18 protein-coding genes and 1 tRNA gene are annotated in these 14191 nt (G+C 64.8%); 8 read left to right on the top strand and 11 right to left on the bottom strand.

Going from position 1 to position 14191, the window contains the following annotated elements; all coding sequences use genetic code 11:
• Positions 1–192 (bottom strand): hypothetical protein, encoded by a 192-nt coding sequence (locus MGN01_RS14550; RefSeq protein WP_147047506.1) that lies wholly within the window; start codon positions 190–192, stop codon positions 1–3.
• A gap of 195 nt (positions 193–387) precedes the next feature.
• Here MGN01_RS14550 and MGN01_RS14545 point away from each other — a divergent pair, with 195 nt between their 5' ends.
• Both MGN01_RS14545 and MGN01_RS14540 read left to right on the top strand, forming a co-directional pair.
• A complete protein-coding gene (locus MGN01_RS14545; protein WP_147047504.1) occupies positions 388–597 on the top strand; it encodes a hypothetical protein in 210 nt (69 codons plus the stop codon).
• 114 nt (positions 598–711) lie between these two features.
• Positions 712–966, top strand: coding sequence for a hypothetical protein (locus MGN01_RS14540; protein ID WP_147047503.1), 255 nt, complete (start codon positions 712–714; stop codon positions 964–966).
• Between the two features lie 54 nt (positions 967–1020).
• On the opposite strand, the gene MGN01_RS14535 is transcribed toward MGN01_RS14540, so the two are convergent.
• From MGN01_RS14535 to MGN01_RS14520, 5 genes are all read right to left on the bottom strand, one after another.
• Positions 1021–1305, bottom strand: coding sequence for a hypothetical protein (locus MGN01_RS14535; RefSeq protein WP_147047501.1), 285 nt, complete (start codon positions 1303–1305; stop codon positions 1021–1023).
• 129 nt (positions 1306–1434) lie between these two features.
• Entirely contained in the window at positions 1435–1590 is a 156-nt protein-coding gene (locus MGN01_RS23590; RefSeq protein ID WP_170245982.1) for a hypothetical protein, read from the bottom strand.
• Positions 1591–2155: 565 nt separating this feature from the next.
• Complete coding sequence (locus MGN01_RS14530; RefSeq protein ID WP_147047499.1) at positions 2156–2389, bottom strand: hypothetical protein; 234 nt, start codon at positions 2387–2389, stop codon at positions 2156–2158.
• Between the two features lie 320 nt (positions 2390–2709).
• On the bottom strand, positions 2710–3402 hold the full coding sequence (locus MGN01_RS14525; RefSeq protein ID WP_147047497.1) for an anti-sigma factor: 693 nt from the start codon (positions 3400–3402) through the stop codon (positions 2710–2712).
• Positions 3399–3956 carry a sigma-70 family RNA polymerase sigma factor gene (locus MGN01_RS14520; RefSeq protein WP_147047495.1) on the bottom strand — a complete coding sequence of 186 codons (558 nt, stop codon included), beginning with the start codon at positions 3954–3956 and terminating at the stop codon, positions 3399–3401. The genes MGN01_RS14525 and MGN01_RS14520 overlap by 4 nt, the downstream gene beginning before the upstream one ends.
• A 186-nt stretch (positions 3957–4142) precedes the next feature.
• Here MGN01_RS14520 and MGN01_RS14515 point away from each other — a divergent pair, with 186 nt between their 5' ends.
• Positions 4143–4706 carry a fasciclin domain-containing protein gene (locus MGN01_RS14515; RefSeq protein WP_147047493.1) on the top strand — a complete coding sequence of 188 codons (564 nt, stop codon included), beginning with the start codon at positions 4143–4145 and terminating at the stop codon, positions 4704–4706.
• Positions 4707–5059: 353 nt separating this feature from the next.
• Here the strand turns inward: MGN01_RS14515 and MGN01_RS14510 are convergent, their stop codons facing one another.
• From MGN01_RS14510 to MGN01_RS14500, 3 genes are read right to left on the bottom strand one after another with little or no spacing between them, the layout of a single operon-like run.
• Positions 5060–5269, bottom strand: coding sequence for a hypothetical protein (locus MGN01_RS14510; protein ID WP_147047491.1), 210 nt, complete (start codon positions 5267–5269; stop codon positions 5060–5062).
• A gap of 52 nt (positions 5270–5321) precedes the next feature.
• Positions 5322–6350 (bottom strand): radical SAM protein, encoded by a 1029-nt coding sequence (locus MGN01_RS14505; RefSeq protein WP_238257507.1) that lies wholly within the window; start codon positions 6348–6350, stop codon positions 5322–5324.
• A gap of 2 nt (positions 6351–6352) precedes the next feature.
• Positions 6353–6877, bottom strand: a complete 525-nt coding sequence (locus MGN01_RS14500) for a hypothetical protein (protein WP_238257509.1) — start codon at positions 6875–6877, stop codon at positions 6353–6355.
• A gap of 271 nt (positions 6878–7148) precedes the next feature.
• Between MGN01_RS14500 and MGN01_RS14495 the strand changes: the two genes are divergently transcribed.
• Positions 7149–7225 (top strand) — tRNA-Pro (locus MGN01_RS14495).
• A 26-nt stretch (positions 7226–7251) separates the two neighbouring features.
• Positions 7252–7563: an ETC complex I subunit gene (locus MGN01_RS14490; RefSeq protein ID WP_147047485.1), complete on the top strand. Its 312-nt coding sequence runs from the start codon at positions 7252–7254 to the stop codon at positions 7561–7563.
• A gap of 82 nt (positions 7564–7645) precedes the next feature.
• Here MGN01_RS14490 and MGN01_RS14485 read toward each other — a convergent pair whose 3' ends face one another.
• A complete protein-coding gene (locus tag MGN01_RS14485; RefSeq protein ID WP_147047483.1) occupies positions 7646–8713 on the bottom strand; it encodes a spore photoproduct lyase family protein in 1068 nt (355 codons plus the stop codon).
• Between the two features lie 37 nt (positions 8714–8750).
• On the bottom strand, positions 8751–9515 hold the full coding sequence (locus MGN01_RS14480) for a hypothetical protein (protein ID WP_147047481.1): 765 nt from the start codon (positions 9513–9515) through the stop codon (positions 8751–8753).
• Positions 9516–9770: 255 nt separating this feature from the next.
• On the opposite strand from MGN01_RS14480, the gene glgX reads away from it, so the two are divergent.
• The 3 genes from glgX (at position 9771) to MGN01_RS14465 (ending at position 14178) form a co-directional block, all read left to right on the top strand.
• The gene (glgX, locus tag MGN01_RS14475; RefSeq protein ID WP_147047479.1) at positions 9771–12065 is read left to right on the top strand and encodes a glycogen debranching protein GlgX; all 2295 of its coding nucleotides are present in this window, start codon (positions 9771–9773) and stop codon (positions 12063–12065) included.
• 158 nt (positions 12066–12223) lie between these two features.
• Positions 12224–13828, top strand: coding sequence for a histidine kinase famiy protein (locus MGN01_RS14470; protein ID WP_147047477.1), 1605 nt, complete (start codon positions 12224–12226; stop codon positions 13826–13828).
• Between the two features lie 32 nt (positions 13829–13860).
• Positions 13861–14178 carry a plasmid stabilization protein gene (locus MGN01_RS14465; protein ID WP_147047475.1) on the top strand — a complete coding sequence of 106 codons (318 nt, stop codon included), beginning with the start codon at positions 13861–13863 and terminating at the stop codon, positions 14176–14178.
• The last annotated feature ends 13 nt before the right edge of the window (positions 14179–14191 follow it).

Here is a 14191-nt window from a genome sequence, read left to right as displayed (position 1 = left end):
CTAAGCCCAGCGGTCCTGATCCCGCTCCTCCTCGGAGCAGTCCGACGAGGGCAAGGTCCCCTGTCCTGTGAGCCAATCGGCCAATGCCTCGTTCACCGCCTGGGGTAGCGAGCGGACAGGCACCAAGCCGTCCATCCACTTCTCCATACCGGCGAGCACTTCCGGGGTCAGCATGTCTCGCATGGTGGGCATGGCGGGCTCTCTGGTAGACCCTTTGATAGGGCCTGTGGAAAAATACACCGCAGGGTGCGTCGACCTCCACAACCGTTGGCATACGATATTCAACGGATCGCAGGTGGCCTAAGATAGCCCCTCGGTTGCCCGGCTCTCGGGCGTCAGCGGCTGGGAGACACCACTGTGCTCCCGCCTGAAGACAGAGGAGCAGCCATGTCGGCTACGCTCGAACAACCCACTGTCAGATCTTCGACATATCGCGTCCTGGTCCTCAAGCCGGATGGAACGGTCGTCGATACGCGGGCTCTGTTTGCTGCCGATGACGACGAGGCCATGGCCTTGGCGAAGTCCATGGTGCGCGGTCACGCCGTCGAGCTTTGGGATGACCTGCGCTTCATCGAGCACTTCCCGCCCGAAGGCTGATGCTGTCAGCAGTTCGAGCACCGGAACCTCTGGTCCTGTCGAATGTATCACTTTAGACATTCCCACGGTTGGCGGAGGCCATCCGTACCGCTCTACGCGCCCGCTGGTGTTGCCTTGCCCCGCTTCATTTTCGACGTCCACGACGATGGCCCTGCGGAGTGGGGTGACGAAAGCCTTGAGGGCGCCGGACGCAACGAGATCGAACGCCGTGCCCGCGAGCTGATTGCGGAAGCCCAGGCGCGGCAAGTGGCTCGCGGATCGCAGTGCGTCACAACCACTGTCTACGTCTATCACGAGGGCGACGCGATCGTTCTGACAGCCTACGGGCGAGTCGGACAGGACGTTCGGATAGTCTGGCCGCTGGGATGACGGAAGCCGAGATAGGCGGCGTCAATGAAGTAAGCCGAACCAGAGGCGACACTCTCAAGAACGTGCCGGGTGACTGGCCCCGCCGTCTGGCCTCGCCAACAGGATGGCCGTTCGTACCATTGTGCGGCGGAAAGTTTCGGTTGCATTCTTGTCGGCGAGTGCCTTTCGCGTCGGTGTGTGCGCCGACATGGCCCGTGCGAGGTTGAGCGTCAGCCCGTCCGCGATCTCAAAGGCTTCCGTGTCCGGCGCCTTGAGGTAGGCCTTCACGGCGGCTTCGATCTGGTCGTCGGTGACGGCCGCGGCTTTGCGCATCTCGCCGATGGTGGGTTGATCAGACATGCCGCCATCCTACCACCACCGCATCGCCCGTCCGATGGACCAGAGCATCGCAGCAATCGCAATCCACGTCCCGAAGGCGAGGATCAGGATGGGAAGTGGAATGCGGCGCAGGGAAGGCACTAATCCAAGTTAGGGCCGGATGGCGGTTTTCGCAGCCCTCTGCACGGTCGAACGACACGCGTCGCCGGACGCGCGTTCGATCAGCACGTTCCTCGGCCCCTTGCCGGTCCAGCGTATCAGCACGACGACCGGCTTACCGCGTTCGAGGTAGGTGCGGCCGATCATGAGGATCGCTTCTTGACTTCTACCCGCATATGCCGAGCGTACTCGCGCAGGAACCCGTCAATCTGAGCCTGCGACAGCTCGGAGAGCGGGCCTCTTGCGAGCATCCTCGCGAACCGCTCTGCGTCGGCTGCGGATCGGCGCGTCATAACCCCTTTACTTTCCCTGGCGCGCGAAGCTGGGAAGTTGCAGCCTCTGACTCAAGTGTCTCGATGACAATGCTTGGTAGCTACGGCCACCGGCCGCTTATGAGGGTACAAGCGGTTCGGGGCGCTGCCGTCTATTCCCATAAGCGGCCATTCGTCAGCCATCCCGCAACTTCGGCTCGGGGTGGAAGTGAGAAGGTCTACTGGCCGGTGATCGATCGGCAAAGCTGACGATCATTCGTTGCCGGCGTCTCACAGGCAACTGCGCTGCTCAAACCTGCGCCAGTAAGATGGTTGCCGTCGCGCGACAGCTCGTACCAACGATGTCCGCGAAGCCCGCATAGCACAGATGCGGAGCACCCTTCCGGGCGCTCCGCTGCTCGTTGGACTTCCCTGGACTCGATTTGGCGTCTTCGCGCCGATTACATCATCCGCTTTTTCATCATCATCTTACGATGATGCATCATTCGATGATGACGCATCATTCGCTTCTTCTTCATCATCATCATTTTCTTGTTGCTCATCATGGCGGTGTAGGCCGTCGGCGCTCCCGTCGCCTGCAGGCCGGCCGGTGTCGCGGCCGAGGCCGAGCCGAGGCCGAGGGTCAGCGCGCCGAGAAGCGTCGCCGTGGTGAGCACTAGTGTCTTCATTCGCATAATGATGGTTCCCTCTTGCATGCTCTCCCTGCCGACGGGCGCCTCTGCCGCCCTCGCGGAGGTTCGGGCGTAGACCGCGCCGCCCGTTCGGGCAGGCGGCGAGAGACGGACTTAAGCACTGGATATGTCCGCCTCCGGCAGTGTGAGCCTCACGTGAACCTTGTCCGTGACACGGACGCAGTTCTTGCGAGACAGTGGCACCCGCTGTGACGGGCGCCATCCGTGCCTACGGAACGACGCGAACGGAAGTTTCGGCGTGACGCCGTTTTTGAGAAGAATCGTTCTGGACGCTAGCCGCGCGAACGCTCAGTCATGCCCCTCTATTCGGCGATGAGTTTGCCCGTATAGACCACCGGGCCAGTCGGTTGTCCGGTCGGCGAGCCCCCCGGAGGTTCGACGGAGACAGCGATGATGCCGTCCGCCGATGCTCCCGGAGGAAGTTTCACGCGGCTGGCGGCCGGCTGCACCAAGCCAAGCGGCTTCGGGCCTGCCGCATCGACGTACCACAGCTGAAGGCTGCGGCCCCCCGGTGCTTCCGCGCCGATGGGCCGTACCTGCGCCGTACCAGCGGCGGTATCGACCCGCACGATCAGCGCTGGCGTAGCGCCCCCGCTCTGCACCACGGCTACGTAGCGCCCGGCCTCCGGGCCTCGGTCGCCGATCGCAAGGAACGCGGCAAGCCCCGCAGCGAGAAGCCCCGCTCCGGCAGTCGCGAAGCGCCAGCGCCGGACTTGGCGGGCGAGAATGATGATCTGATCCGGCCTCCTGGCTGGCAATGACTTCATCAGGGCCGCCTTCAGCTCCGGCGGTGGCGCCACAGCCGGCACAGCGCCCATCAGCGAGGACAGTCTCCGCTCCCAATCCGCTAGCCGTGCGCGCAGCTCGGGGTCCGCGGTCGCCTCGCGCTCCACGGCAGCCCGCTCTTGCGCATCGAGGGTGCCGAGCACGTACTCGGCAGCACGCAGCTCGGTCTCGGGCAGGCCCGAAGGCCCGGATTCGTCGGGGCCGCTCACGTCACTTCCTCCAGGCACCCCTTCAGCGACGCCAAAGCGCGGTGCAGCCAGGTCTTGATCGTGTTGACTGGCCGGTCGAAGCGCATGGCCAGCTCATCCCGCGATAGGCCTTCGCAGTAGGCTTGCACGACACAGTCGCGGTGCGCCGGTTCGAGCCGGCCGAGGCAGGTCGCGAGTGCATCCCGGTCCAGGAATGCCGTAGCCTCGTCGCGCGGGTCGGCCAGCCGGGCCATCCAGTCCTCGCCACCGTCCCGGCCATAGACGGGCACCTGCTCCTCCCTCTTTCGGCGCACACTGTCGATTGCCCGGTTGCGGGCGATGGTGCAGAGCCAGGGAAGAGGACGGCCGACGTCCGGCGCATAGGAGCCGGCCACCTGCCAGATCCTCAGATACACGTCCTGCAACACGTCCTCGGCCAAGCTCCGATCGCGCTGGATACGCAGGATGAGGCCGAAGAGTTTCGGGGCCGTCCGCTCGTAAAGCTCGTCGATGCCTCGCAGGTCGCCGCCGGCGATCTTGGCAAGCAGCCGTGTAAGCGTGCTGTCGTCGGTCAAGACCGCCCTGCCTCCCGGCGCGCTCGCCTCATCGCGAGTCTTCGACGTCCCCGTGTAAACGAGTTTTGGTAGGGCCGTGAGCCTGCACGAGCCACTTACGCGCATTTCGATTGCGCGAAACCTTTCGTCCAGCGGCTCCGTAAGGGCCGTCAGTCTCGACCGAGACGACGTGACGAGGAAACGCACATGTTCAAGGGATTTCACGGGCGCTGCGGCGCTTGCATGCTCGCGCTCGCCCTGACGCTGGGGGCGGCAGGAACAGCCGAAGCCAAGAATCCGATGGTTGGCGGCGCGCCAATGTATGCCTCCAAGACCATCGTCGAGAACGCAGTCAACTCGAAGGACCACACCACTCTCGTCGCCGCAGTGAAGGCTGCCGGCCTCGTCGACACGCTCTCAGGTCCGGGCCCTTTCACAGTTTTCGCTCCGACCAATGCGGCCTTCAACAGGCTGCCGCCGGGGACGGTCGACACGCTGGTTCAGCCGCAAAACAAGGGCACCCTCACGGCGATCCTAACCTTTCACGTGGTCCCCGGGACCTACACGGCGAAAGACCTGATGGCCGCGGTCAAGCAGGGCGGAGGACAAGCCTCGCTCAAGACCGCCCAGGGCGAGCCCCTAACCGTTACCACAAGGGGCAAGAAGGTCATGCTGACCGACGCCAAGGGTGGCACGGCCGTGGTCACTACTGCCAATGTGATGCAGTCGAACGGCGTGATCCACGTCATCAACGGTGTGCTGCAGCCCTAAGAGATGTAGCCTGTACAATCGTAAATCGGCGAGGCAGCAACGCGATGCCTCGCCGATCGGTCTTCGGGATCAGCAGGTTCCGAATGAGGTTGAGGCCGGCTCTGGCGATGGCTCCTCGGTGCACGTGGTGAAATTGTAGCCGATGCCGAGGTCGCGCCGAGCCGTTGCTACAATCAGGTCGATCTTGGCGAGGTCGAGTTGAAGCTCTGCGGCCTGCACTGTGTCATCAGGACCGCTCGTCGCCCGCCTCCCGTCTCCGTTCCCGTCGAGGGTGTTGGTGGGGTGAACGGCTTCGTGTCGAGGCAAGCCCGATACGCTGCGATGCCGTGGACATGTTCAGGCGCTTACCACGGTCAAGCCGGGTCGCGCGTCGGCTTCGCGCTGGTCCAGTATTCGTGATCCTCGTCAATCAGACGATGGGCCAGTGAAGCGGCCTCGGGATGCTGGACGCCAGGCCACCACCGGGCTTCGTCGAGGCCGTTCCAGAGGCGCCAGTATCGTTCGGCGTCGCGGTGCGTGGCTGGGTAAAGCCAGCGGCTCAGGATGCGTCGAAGGCTACTCATCAACTTCCCCCTTCAACCGTAGAGGGGAGAGGCGAGGAGGTGGGGAGGGCGGTCATGCGGCTTCTCCGAACAGGTCAGGGTGCGCCTCGCCCATCCGCCCCTTGGCGTTCACGTCGTAGGCGGCGAAAGGCGTGAAGGTGTAGGCTTTGCGGATGGCCCAGCGCTGGAACTCAGCCAGCGTGCGGTGCCCGATCCGCTCGTTGCAGCCGCCGAGCGGAAGCGTCCGGTTCCGGTCGCCGTAGATCATCGGGTAAGGGCGGATCTTGCGCGCCACCATTCGATTGAAGCGGTACAGAACCCGCTCCCACGTCTCGCGCGGATCGTAGCCGACGAGCATGTAGGCCATCAGGTGATGAGGCGGGATGCCGTGCCGCTCCAGGGTGTCGACGCCCCGCGTGAAGCGGCCCTCGTCCCCGATGTTGTCCCATGCCGTGTAGAGGCGGCGCGTCTTGAACCCGTCGTCGTAGTAGGGGATCGACGCGAGGGCCTCAGCCGACACGTCATCGATCATGCGGATGTTGATGCCCTGGTTGAGGCAGACCTTGAACCCGCCCGTGCGGATCTCGTCGAGGCGCGCTTCCCATTGCTCGCGGGGCTGACCGAAGAAGTCGTTATCGAGCAGGTGGATGTGTTTTGGGTGTCCCTCGCCGCGCCATATCTCAGCGATCGTATTGACGGAGTGCGCCTTGCCCTCCTTGTTCGGCACGACGCAGAAGCCGCACTTCAGCCGGCAGCCGCGCTGCGTGAAGCCGATTGAACCGTCGAAGTTCGGATAGATCGAATAGTCGTAGCCGGCGCCCTCATCGGTGCCCGTGATTTCCTCGACCGTACTCCGGTTGGATAGGTCGAACGTGCCGCCGACAATGGCGCCGGGGAATTGCTCGCGGAACGTGGCGACGCGGTCGGCGCTGAACGAGAAGATGGCCGAGCCATAAACGCGCTCGTATCTCGGCTCCATGAGCCCGCGCACGACGTGCTTCGAGAACACGATCTCGTCGCCACGGTCGCGATGGAAGCGCGCCAGCTTCATCAGCGCTAGGTTCGGCAGCTTCCCATCGATCTGCGTGAGCCGAACGACCATGGTCACTTCCCTCCCGCGAGAGGAGCGGGGACGGCCGATGCGGCGATCGACAGCAGCAGGTCACGGAAGGCCGGTGGCGTCGCCTCGCGGATTTCCGTCTTGCGCTTGCCGCCGATCATGGCGGCCATGCCGATCCGGCGAGCCTTCGCGTAGCCGTGGCGCTCCAGGGCGACCGGATGCAGGCGTTGCTCGCCCGGTCCCCAGATCAGCGCCGGCAGGTCGACACCGTTCGCGTAGAGCCATGTCGGCTTGCGGGAGAAGTGTCCGTACCAGCCCTGTTCGACGTGACAGGTCCAGCCGCCGAGGAAGTCGGCCCGCACCCATCCGCCAGACCGCGGTGGCCGGGCGAGATCAAACGCAGCCCATGCATGGCTGTCGGCCGGGTGCTCCAGCGCGCCGCCCCATCGACGGACGGCAGCGAGCGCCGCGGCGAAGCAACCTTCGTCCTCGCCCTTCCTGAACTGATGCGGCTTGCGGGTGCTGCCGTGCCAAAACCGACCCCAGCGCTGGCACGGTGGATGAGCCACGACCGGATGCGGGCCGGCATAGAGCCGGGCGTCGCGTGCCTGGTCCCACGGGTCGACGTGCGGGAGGTTCGCGTAGCAGCCGTCTGGGGCGACGTAGAGGGCGGCGACGGTCGGAGCCGACCCGGAACGCCCGGCGAACAGATTTCGGGGATTTTCCGGGACTCCTAGTCCCGAAGCGCGCCGTTCGACGCTGTTTCGTTCCCTTAAGTGCTCCCGAGCCGCTTGCTCAAACAGGCCCGAAAACGTATCTCCCCTCTGCGCGTCAGCGTGTCGGGGTGTAGCGCAGTCTGGTAGCGCATCTGGTTTGGGACCAGAGGGTCGTAGGTTCGAATCCTATCGCCCCGACCAAATTTTTCCCGGAGACCATTCCGTCAATGTCGAGCGCCCGCATCTTCCGCCCCTCGAAGGATGCCTCGCAATCTGGCCTCGCCCGCACCAAGCAATGGGTATTGGAATTCGACCGGACGAGCCGTCGCGAGGCTGATCCGCTGATGGGCTGGACCAGCTCCTCGGACATGCTGCAGCAGGTACGGCTCGAATTTGACACAGAGGAAGAGGCTGTGGCCTATGCCAAGCGCGAGGGCATTGCCTACAGAGTCGAGAAGCCGCGCCCGCAGACGGTGCGCAAGGGTTTGTCCTACTCCGACAATTTCAGGTTTAACCGCACGGCGCCCTGGACACACTGACCTGCCTCAGCGGTTCTCGTGGTCGGCCCGCTCGGCTTAAGGCGTTTGCTCGCCGCCAAAAGCAAACTCCGCTGAAGTGTTCTCAGAACGCGTAACGCACCTGACAATAGGGCATGCGCTCGGCCAGGAGCGCCTTGAACCGGGCAAGCCAGCGTCCTTTCCAACCGCTGCGGTAGCGCAGATTGTCGCCGCCGCCCTCGGAGCGCTTCCCCTCCTGGATATCGGGACGCCACAGCAGCTCTTCGGCCTTCGGGTGCCAGCCAAGGTTGACCTCGTGCAGACCCGCATTGTGGGTCAGCATGATGATCTCGGCTTTCAGCTGAGCCTTGGCGGCATCCGAGATTGTGCCGTCGATCTCGTCGAACAGCGCCTGCCAGTCTTTCTCCCAGCCCTCGTAGAGGATCACCGGTGAGAAGTTGACGTGGACCTCGTAGCCAGCGCGCAGAAAGTCGTCGATCGCGGCAATGCGCTCGGGGATCGGAGCTGTGCGCACGTCGACGACCCGTGCGATCCGCGTCGGCATCAGCGAGAAGCGGATGCGGGTCTTGCCCTGCGGGTCGTAGTCGAGCAGGTCGCGGTTCACGGCCTTGGTGGCAAAGGAGCCCTTGGCGTTGGGGATGTCGCGAAACAGCGCGACAAGGTCGCGGACCGTGTCGCAGAGCATTGCGTCGACCGAAAGATCGCCGTTCTCGCCGAGATCGTAGACCCAGAGTGATGGGTCGACCTGATCCGGCTGGGGTAGGGGGCCTTGCTTGACGGCGTGCCGTCGGATTGCCTCGCCGATCGCTTCGGTGTTCACGAAGAGCGAGATCGGGTTCGCGAATCCCTTGCGGCGCGGCACATAGCAATAGACGCAGGCCATGGCACACCCATTCGAGGTGGAGGGCGCAATGAAGTGGGCGCTGCGCCCATTGGGGCGCATGGCGAGCCCCTTCTTTACGCCAAGCACCAGCGTCGAGCGCTTGATGCGGACCCAATCCTCGACGGAGCCGGCATTGCCGTGCAGCGAAGGGATGTTCCAGTGCGACGGCACCACGATGCGCTCGGCCTCCGGAAATCGCGCCAGGATTTCGCGGCCGCGCGGATAGTCCACGACCGCCGGCTCGTGAAAGATCCGGGAAATGTCGATGAGGTCTCGCTGGGCGTTCATGCTGAGCCCCGAGATAGGGCGCGACGGCTCCCCGACGTCAGGCGCGGCCCTGCGCCAAATCGATCAACCGCCGCGCCAGTGCGATCTGCCCGGCGGGGGCAGGCGGCGGCTCGCGATCGATTGGATGCCATGCACCATCGCGCCAGCTCATGGTGAGCGCCTCAACCACGGGAACCAGCCGCATGGGACGCTTGGCGAAGTGGGTCCGCCGTATCGTTTCCGGCATCGAGCGCCAAGCCGCGTCGGCCTGAGCCAGCCTCTCCTGCTCACGCAGGCTGGCGATGCAGCGGCCTTGTTCGTCCCACGCGTCGACCTGGCGCATCGCGGTGGCGACTTGGTCAGTCCACCGGAATGCGCTGCCGACACTCTGCGCGTAGCCAGCACGTGCCAGTGCTCGCATCGCAGCCTTATACTCGGTCGCTGGTGTAAACGGCGTACGTTCGGATGACAGCCCATCGTAGCCGCAGGCGAGGGCCAGGAATGAGGTCAGCAGGCGCTCGTCGGTTGCGGAAATCGCCAATGCCAGCGCATCCGGCATTGCCTGCGCATCCACTGTCAGCGCGTGGCGGCAATACCAGGTCTCATCGGGCTTGTCGGCGCGCGGGACTGGCCGCACGAGACCGAGGTCCTTCAGAATCCGCGTGGCCTCTTCGAGGGTCGGCTCGGACTCATGATAGTAGCTCGCGCCCTGCATGCCCGGCCCGGCTTCCTGATCGCCCCGCGTCAGAAACCGAGCGATGGCCGCTGCCAGCTCCCCGCAGAGACGCCCCTGTGCGTGACCCAACGCAACCAACGCCACCACCACGCACTCCGGCCAACCGAACGCAACTCGGGGGGACGATAGCCACTCAAAGTGAATCAACGCTTAGGCTGGCCGTGATCGCCGCACACCGCAAAAGGCGTTCTCAAGCGAAGACTTCCCGCGCTGCAGCGCAGGTCTGCTGGTCAAGCCTGCGGACGGCAGCATATTTTCGCGGAACGGCGGAGCTTCGCCGCGGCGCGGGCGTTCCACCCAGGTTTCCGGCGTCCCGCACGGCGCCGATCCAGTGGGGACATCATGGCCGACGCCAAGACCGACGTTGCGAAAAAGGCTTCGACCGAGGGGATCGCGAGGCCGCGCGTCTCGCGCTCGCGCATCCGCGAGGGTTCGCCGCACCCGCGCGGCGCGACCTGGGACGGGCTTGGGGTGAACTTCGCGCTCTTCTCGGCCCACGCCACGAAGGTCGAGCTTTGCCTCTTCGACGATGCCGGCGAGCGGGAGATCGAGCGGATCGAGCTGCCCGAATACACGGACGAGGTCTGGCACGGCTACCTGCCCGACGCCCGGCCCGGCACAATCTATGGCTACCGCGTGCATGGGCCCTACGAGCCTACGGCTGGCCACCGCTTCAACCCGAACAAGCTGCTGATCGACCCCTACGCCAAGGGGCTGCTCGGCTCCATCACCTGGAACCCGGCCCTGTTCGGCTACAAGATGGAGACGGGTGACGACCTGACCTTCGACGATCGCGACAGTGGCCCCTACACCCGGCGCTGCCAGGTCATCGACCCGGCCTTCACCTGGGGCCGCGATGCGAAGCCCAATGTGCCGTGGGAGAAGACGATCTTCTATGAGACCCACGTCAAGGGTTTCACCAAGCTGCACCCGGCCGTGCCGGAGAAACTGCGTGGCACCTATGCCGGCCTCGGTACGCCTGCCGTCCTCGACTACATCAAAAGTCTTGGGGTCACCTCGGTAGAGCTGCTGCCGGTCCATGCCTTCGTGCAGGACGACTACCTGCAGGAGAAGGGCCTCACCAATTACTGGGGCTACAACACGATCTCGTTCTTCACCCCTGCGCGGCGTTACGCGGCGGTGCCCGACTTCGCCTTTTCCGAGTTCAAGGAGATGGTAGCGCGCATGCACGGCGCCGGGCTCGAGGTGATCCTCGATGTTGTCTACAATCACACGGCGGAGGGCAACGAGAAAGGGCCGACGCTTTCCTTCAAAGGCATCGACAATGCCTCCTACTACCGGCTGCTGCCCGACACGCCGCGCTACTACATCAACGATACCGGCACGGGGAACACCTTCAACCTCTCGCATCCGCGCGTGTTGCAGCTCGTCACCGACAGCTTGCGCTACTGGGCGACAGAGATGCGGGTCGACGGCTTCCGCTTTGATCTCGCGACGATCCTGGGCCGTGAGCCCTACGGCTTCGATGAAGGCGGCGGCTTCCTCGATACCTGCCGTCAGGATCCGGTGCTGAATTCCGTGAAACTCATCGCCGAGCCTTGGGATTGCGGTCCCGGCGGCTACCAGGTCGGTGGCTTCCCGCCCGGCTGGGCCGAGTGGAACGACCGTTTTCGCGATGATGTGCGCGCCTACTGGAAAGGCGACGAAGGCCTGCTGCCCTCACTCGCCTCACGCATCACCGGCTCGGCGGACAAGTTCAACAAGCGCGGCCGGCGGCCTTGGGCCTCGGTGAATTTCATCTCGGCCCATGACGGCTTCACCCTCGCCGACACGGTATCGTACAACGAGAAGCACAACGAAGCGAACGGAGAGGGCAACCGCGACGGGCACGGCCACAACCTTTCGTTCAATTTCGGTGTCGAGGGTCCGACCGATGATCCGGAGATCCGCGCCGTACGCCTGCGCCAGATGCGCAATATGCTGGCGACCTTGTTCCTGTCCAAGGGCACGCCGATGCTGCTCGCTGGCGATGAGTTCGCCCGCACCCAGCAGGGCAACAACAACGCCTATTGCCAGGACAACGAAGTCTCCTGGATGAATTGGGAGGCGATCGGGCCGGAGGAACGCGACCTTGCCGAATTCGCGCGGCGCCTGATCCAGTTGCGCAACGCACTGCCGATGTTGTCGCGCGGGCGCTTCGTGACGGGTGGCGTCGACGAGGAATTCGGCGTCAAGGACGTGACCTGGCTGACGCCGGCCGGCACCGAGATGACGCCGGAGAACTGGAACGATGGCAATTCCCGCTCGCTCGCTGTCCTGCTCGACGGCCGGGCACAGGCTTCCGGCATCCACCGCCGCGGAGGGGACGCCACCCTGCTCCTATTCTACAACTCCTATCACGAGGGTGTCGGCTTTACCCTGCCGGAGACCCCCGGCGGCATTGCTTGGACGCGACTCCTCGACACAAATCTTCCCGACAACCAGGAGTTGACGGATTTCGACGTCGGCGAGAACTACACGGTGACCGGCCGCTCAATGCTGATGTTCGTGCTCAAGCCCGAAGCCCGTGCGGGTCAAGCGGTCTCAGACATGGAGCGCTCGTACCGGCACGTGCTGCAGGCTTTCGAGCGGGCCCATGGCGAGCGCGTGCGCTTCGGTCTCGAGGACGAGGAGTGAGCAGGATCCGCGCCGAGCCGCCGGGAGCACGAACGAAGCTCGATCTGCTCATCCCGGCGGGCCGCTGATCGACAGTCACCAGGGTTCCGATTACGATCTTGAGGTTGGCCTGCGGGGCCGAGGCACGCCTCGCCCCACGTGGTGGCGAGTGGGTACCCATGGACGCGTCTTCCGCCAAGCCGACGGACCCTGCGCGCGGCGCTATCGTCGAGGCCGCGGGATCGGTGATCGGGCATCCCGAAGGCAATGTCTTCTTCGCGGCTGTTGAGATGTCGCGCATGCCGATGGTCATTGCCGACCCTCGGCTGTCCGATATGCCGATCGTCTTCGTCAACGCCGCCTTCCTTGAGATGACCGGCTACACGAAGGAAGAGGTCGTCGGCCGCAACTGCCGCTTCCTACAGGGCCCAGCCACGGACCGGGAGGCAGTTGCCGAGATCCACCGCGCACTGGCCGAGCGGCGTGAAGTGGCCGTCGAGATCCTGAACTACCGCAAGGACGGCTCGACCTTCTGGAATGCGCTCTTCATTTCGCCCGTCTTCGATGCAGCGGGAGAGGCCATCTATTTCTTCGCTTCGCAGCTTGACGTCTCGCGGCGTCGGGACGCTGAGGACGCCCTGGGCCAAGCCCAGAAGATGGAGGCGCTCGGCCAGCTCACCGGCGGCATTGCGCACGATTTCAACAACCTGCTTCAAGTGATCCTGGGCTATGTCGACATCCTCGCGGCCGGGCTCGACAAGCCGGATGCCGACCGCGCTCGCCTCAGTCGCTCCACAGACAACATCCGCACCGCCGCCGAGCGCGCTGCGACGCTGACGGGGCAACTCCTGTCCTTCGCCCGGAAGCAACGGCTGGAAGGCCGCTCGGTCAATCTCAACCACCTCGTCGAGAGCATGGGCGAGCTGGCCGTGCGCACGCTAGGCGAGCAGGTCGAGATCGAGACTCGGCTCGGCCCGGGTCTGTGGACCTGCCGCATTGACCCGACTCAAGCCGAGGTTGCTCTACTCAACATCCTGATCAATGCGCGCGACGCCATGCCGGAGGGCGGCCGCCTGACGATCACCACCGAGAACCAGCTGGTCGAAAACGGCTTCGGCGCGAGCGGCGGCCGTTTCGTCAGCGTGTCGATCACCGATACGGGCTGCGGGATCCCACCGGAGATGCTGGCGCGGGTCATGGACCCGTTCTTCACCACGAAGGAGGAGGGCAGAGGCACTGGGCTCGGCCTCTCCATGGTCTACGGCTTCGCCAAGCAATCGGGCGGGACGGCGCAGGTTTCTTCCGTGGTCGGCGAGGGCACGACCGTGCGTCTGTCCTTTCCCGCCACTAACGGCGGCGACAGGCCGGAAGGACTGCGCGTTCCGCCGGAGGCCGATGGCATGGGCACCGAGACAGTGCTCATCGTCGACGACCGAGAGGACGTGGCCGATCTCGCCCGAACCATCCTGCGCGATTACGGCTACATCACTCTGACTACCGCCAATGGGCGGGAGGCGCTGCAGATCCTGGAGGCGCGCTCGGACATCGCGCTGCTGTTCTCGGATCTGATCATGCCCGGCGGCATGAACGGCCTGATGCTGGCACGCGAGGCCCGCCGCCGCCGCCCCGAGCTCAAGGTGCTGCTCACCACAGGCTACGCCGAGCAGAGCCTGGAGCGAACCGATGTGGGTGGCTCGGAGTTCGATATCTTGAACAAGCCCTACCGTCGCGCCGATCTCGTGCGGCGGGTCAGGAGCGCGCTTGACGCACCGAGCGGCGGCTGACCACCCGTCGCGGTGCAAGGTTGGAGACAGTCATGCCCCGAGGTGACAAATCGAAATACACCGATAAGCAGGTCCGTAAGGCGGAGGCGATTGCCGAGTCCTACGAGAAGCGCGGCGTTCCGGAGAAAGAGGCGGAGTCTCGAGCCTGGGCCACTGTCAACAAGGACGATGGCGGCGGCAAACATCCGGGGGGCTCGGGGCGCGGTAAATCTTCTAGTCATCCCGCCGCGCACAAGGGTGGCCGCAGCGGCGGTGCAGCCTCGGCGTCGCGCACTGCCGAGCAGCGGTCAGCTTCCGCGAAAAAGGCGGCCGCGACCCGCAAGCGCAATGCGGCCGCGAAAGCATCCTGAGCCTGAGTGACGT

The sequence above is a fragment of the Methylobacterium gnaphalii genome (assembly GCF_007992215.1).
Lineage (GTDB): Bacteria > Pseudomonadota > Alphaproteobacteria > Rhizobiales > Beijerinckiaceae > Methylobacterium > Methylobacterium gnaphalii.
Note: the sequence above shows the minus strand (reverse complement) of the source record. Positions and strands in the feature narration are given on the sequence as shown.

Excerpts from the sequence above, each read along its gene's own strand:
- MGN01_RS23590 (WP_170245982.1), bottom strand. The coding sequence starts at position 1,590 with ATGATCGGCCGCACCTACCTCGAACGCGGTAAGCCGGTCGTCGTGCTG.
- MGN01_RS14535 (WP_147047501.1), bottom strand. The coding sequence starts at position 1,305 with ATGTCTGATCAACCCACCATCGGCGAGATGCGCAAAGCCGCGGCCGTC.
- MGN01_RS14515 (WP_147047493.1), top strand. The coding sequence starts at position 4,143 with ATGTTCAAGGGATTTCACGGGCGCTGCGGCGCTTGCATGCTCGCGCTC.
- MGN01_RS14490 (WP_147047485.1), top strand. The coding sequence starts at position 7,252 with ATGTCGAGCGCCCGCATCTTCCGCCCCTCGAAGGATGCCTCGCAATCT.
- MGN01_RS14465 (WP_147047475.1), top strand. The coding sequence starts at position 13,861 with ATGCCCCGAGGTGACAAATCGAAATACACCGATAAGCAGGTCCGTAAG.
- MGN01_RS14485 (WP_147047483.1), bottom strand. The coding sequence starts at position 8,713 with ATGAACGCCCAGCGAGACCTCATCGACATTTCCCGGATCTTTCACGAG.
- MGN01_RS14530 (WP_147047499.1), bottom strand. The coding sequence starts at position 2,389 with ATGCGAATGAAGACACTAGTGCTCACCACGGCGACGCTTCTCGGCGCG.
- MGN01_RS14470 (WP_147047477.1), top strand. The coding sequence starts at position 12,224 with ATGGACGCGTCTTCCGCCAAGCCGACGGACCCTGCGCGCGGCGCTATC.
- glgX (WP_147047479.1), top strand. The coding sequence starts at position 9,771 with ATGGCCGACGCCAAGACCGACGTTGCGAAAAAGGCTTCGACCGAGGGG.
- MGN01_RS14510 (WP_147047491.1), bottom strand. The coding sequence starts at position 5,269 with ATGAGTAGCCTTCGACGCATCCTGAGCCGCTGGCTTTACCCAGCCACG.
- MGN01_RS14550 (WP_147047506.1), bottom strand. The coding sequence starts at position 192 with ATGCCCACCATGCGAGACATGCTGACCCCGGAAGTGCTCGCCGGTATG.
- MGN01_RS14505 (WP_238257507.1), bottom strand. The coding sequence starts at position 6,350 with ATGGTCGTTCGGCTCACGCAGATCGATGGGAAGCTGCCGAACCTAGCG.
- MGN01_RS14545 (WP_147047504.1), top strand. The coding sequence starts at position 388 with ATGTCGGCTACGCTCGAACAACCCACTGTCAGATCTTCGACATATCGC.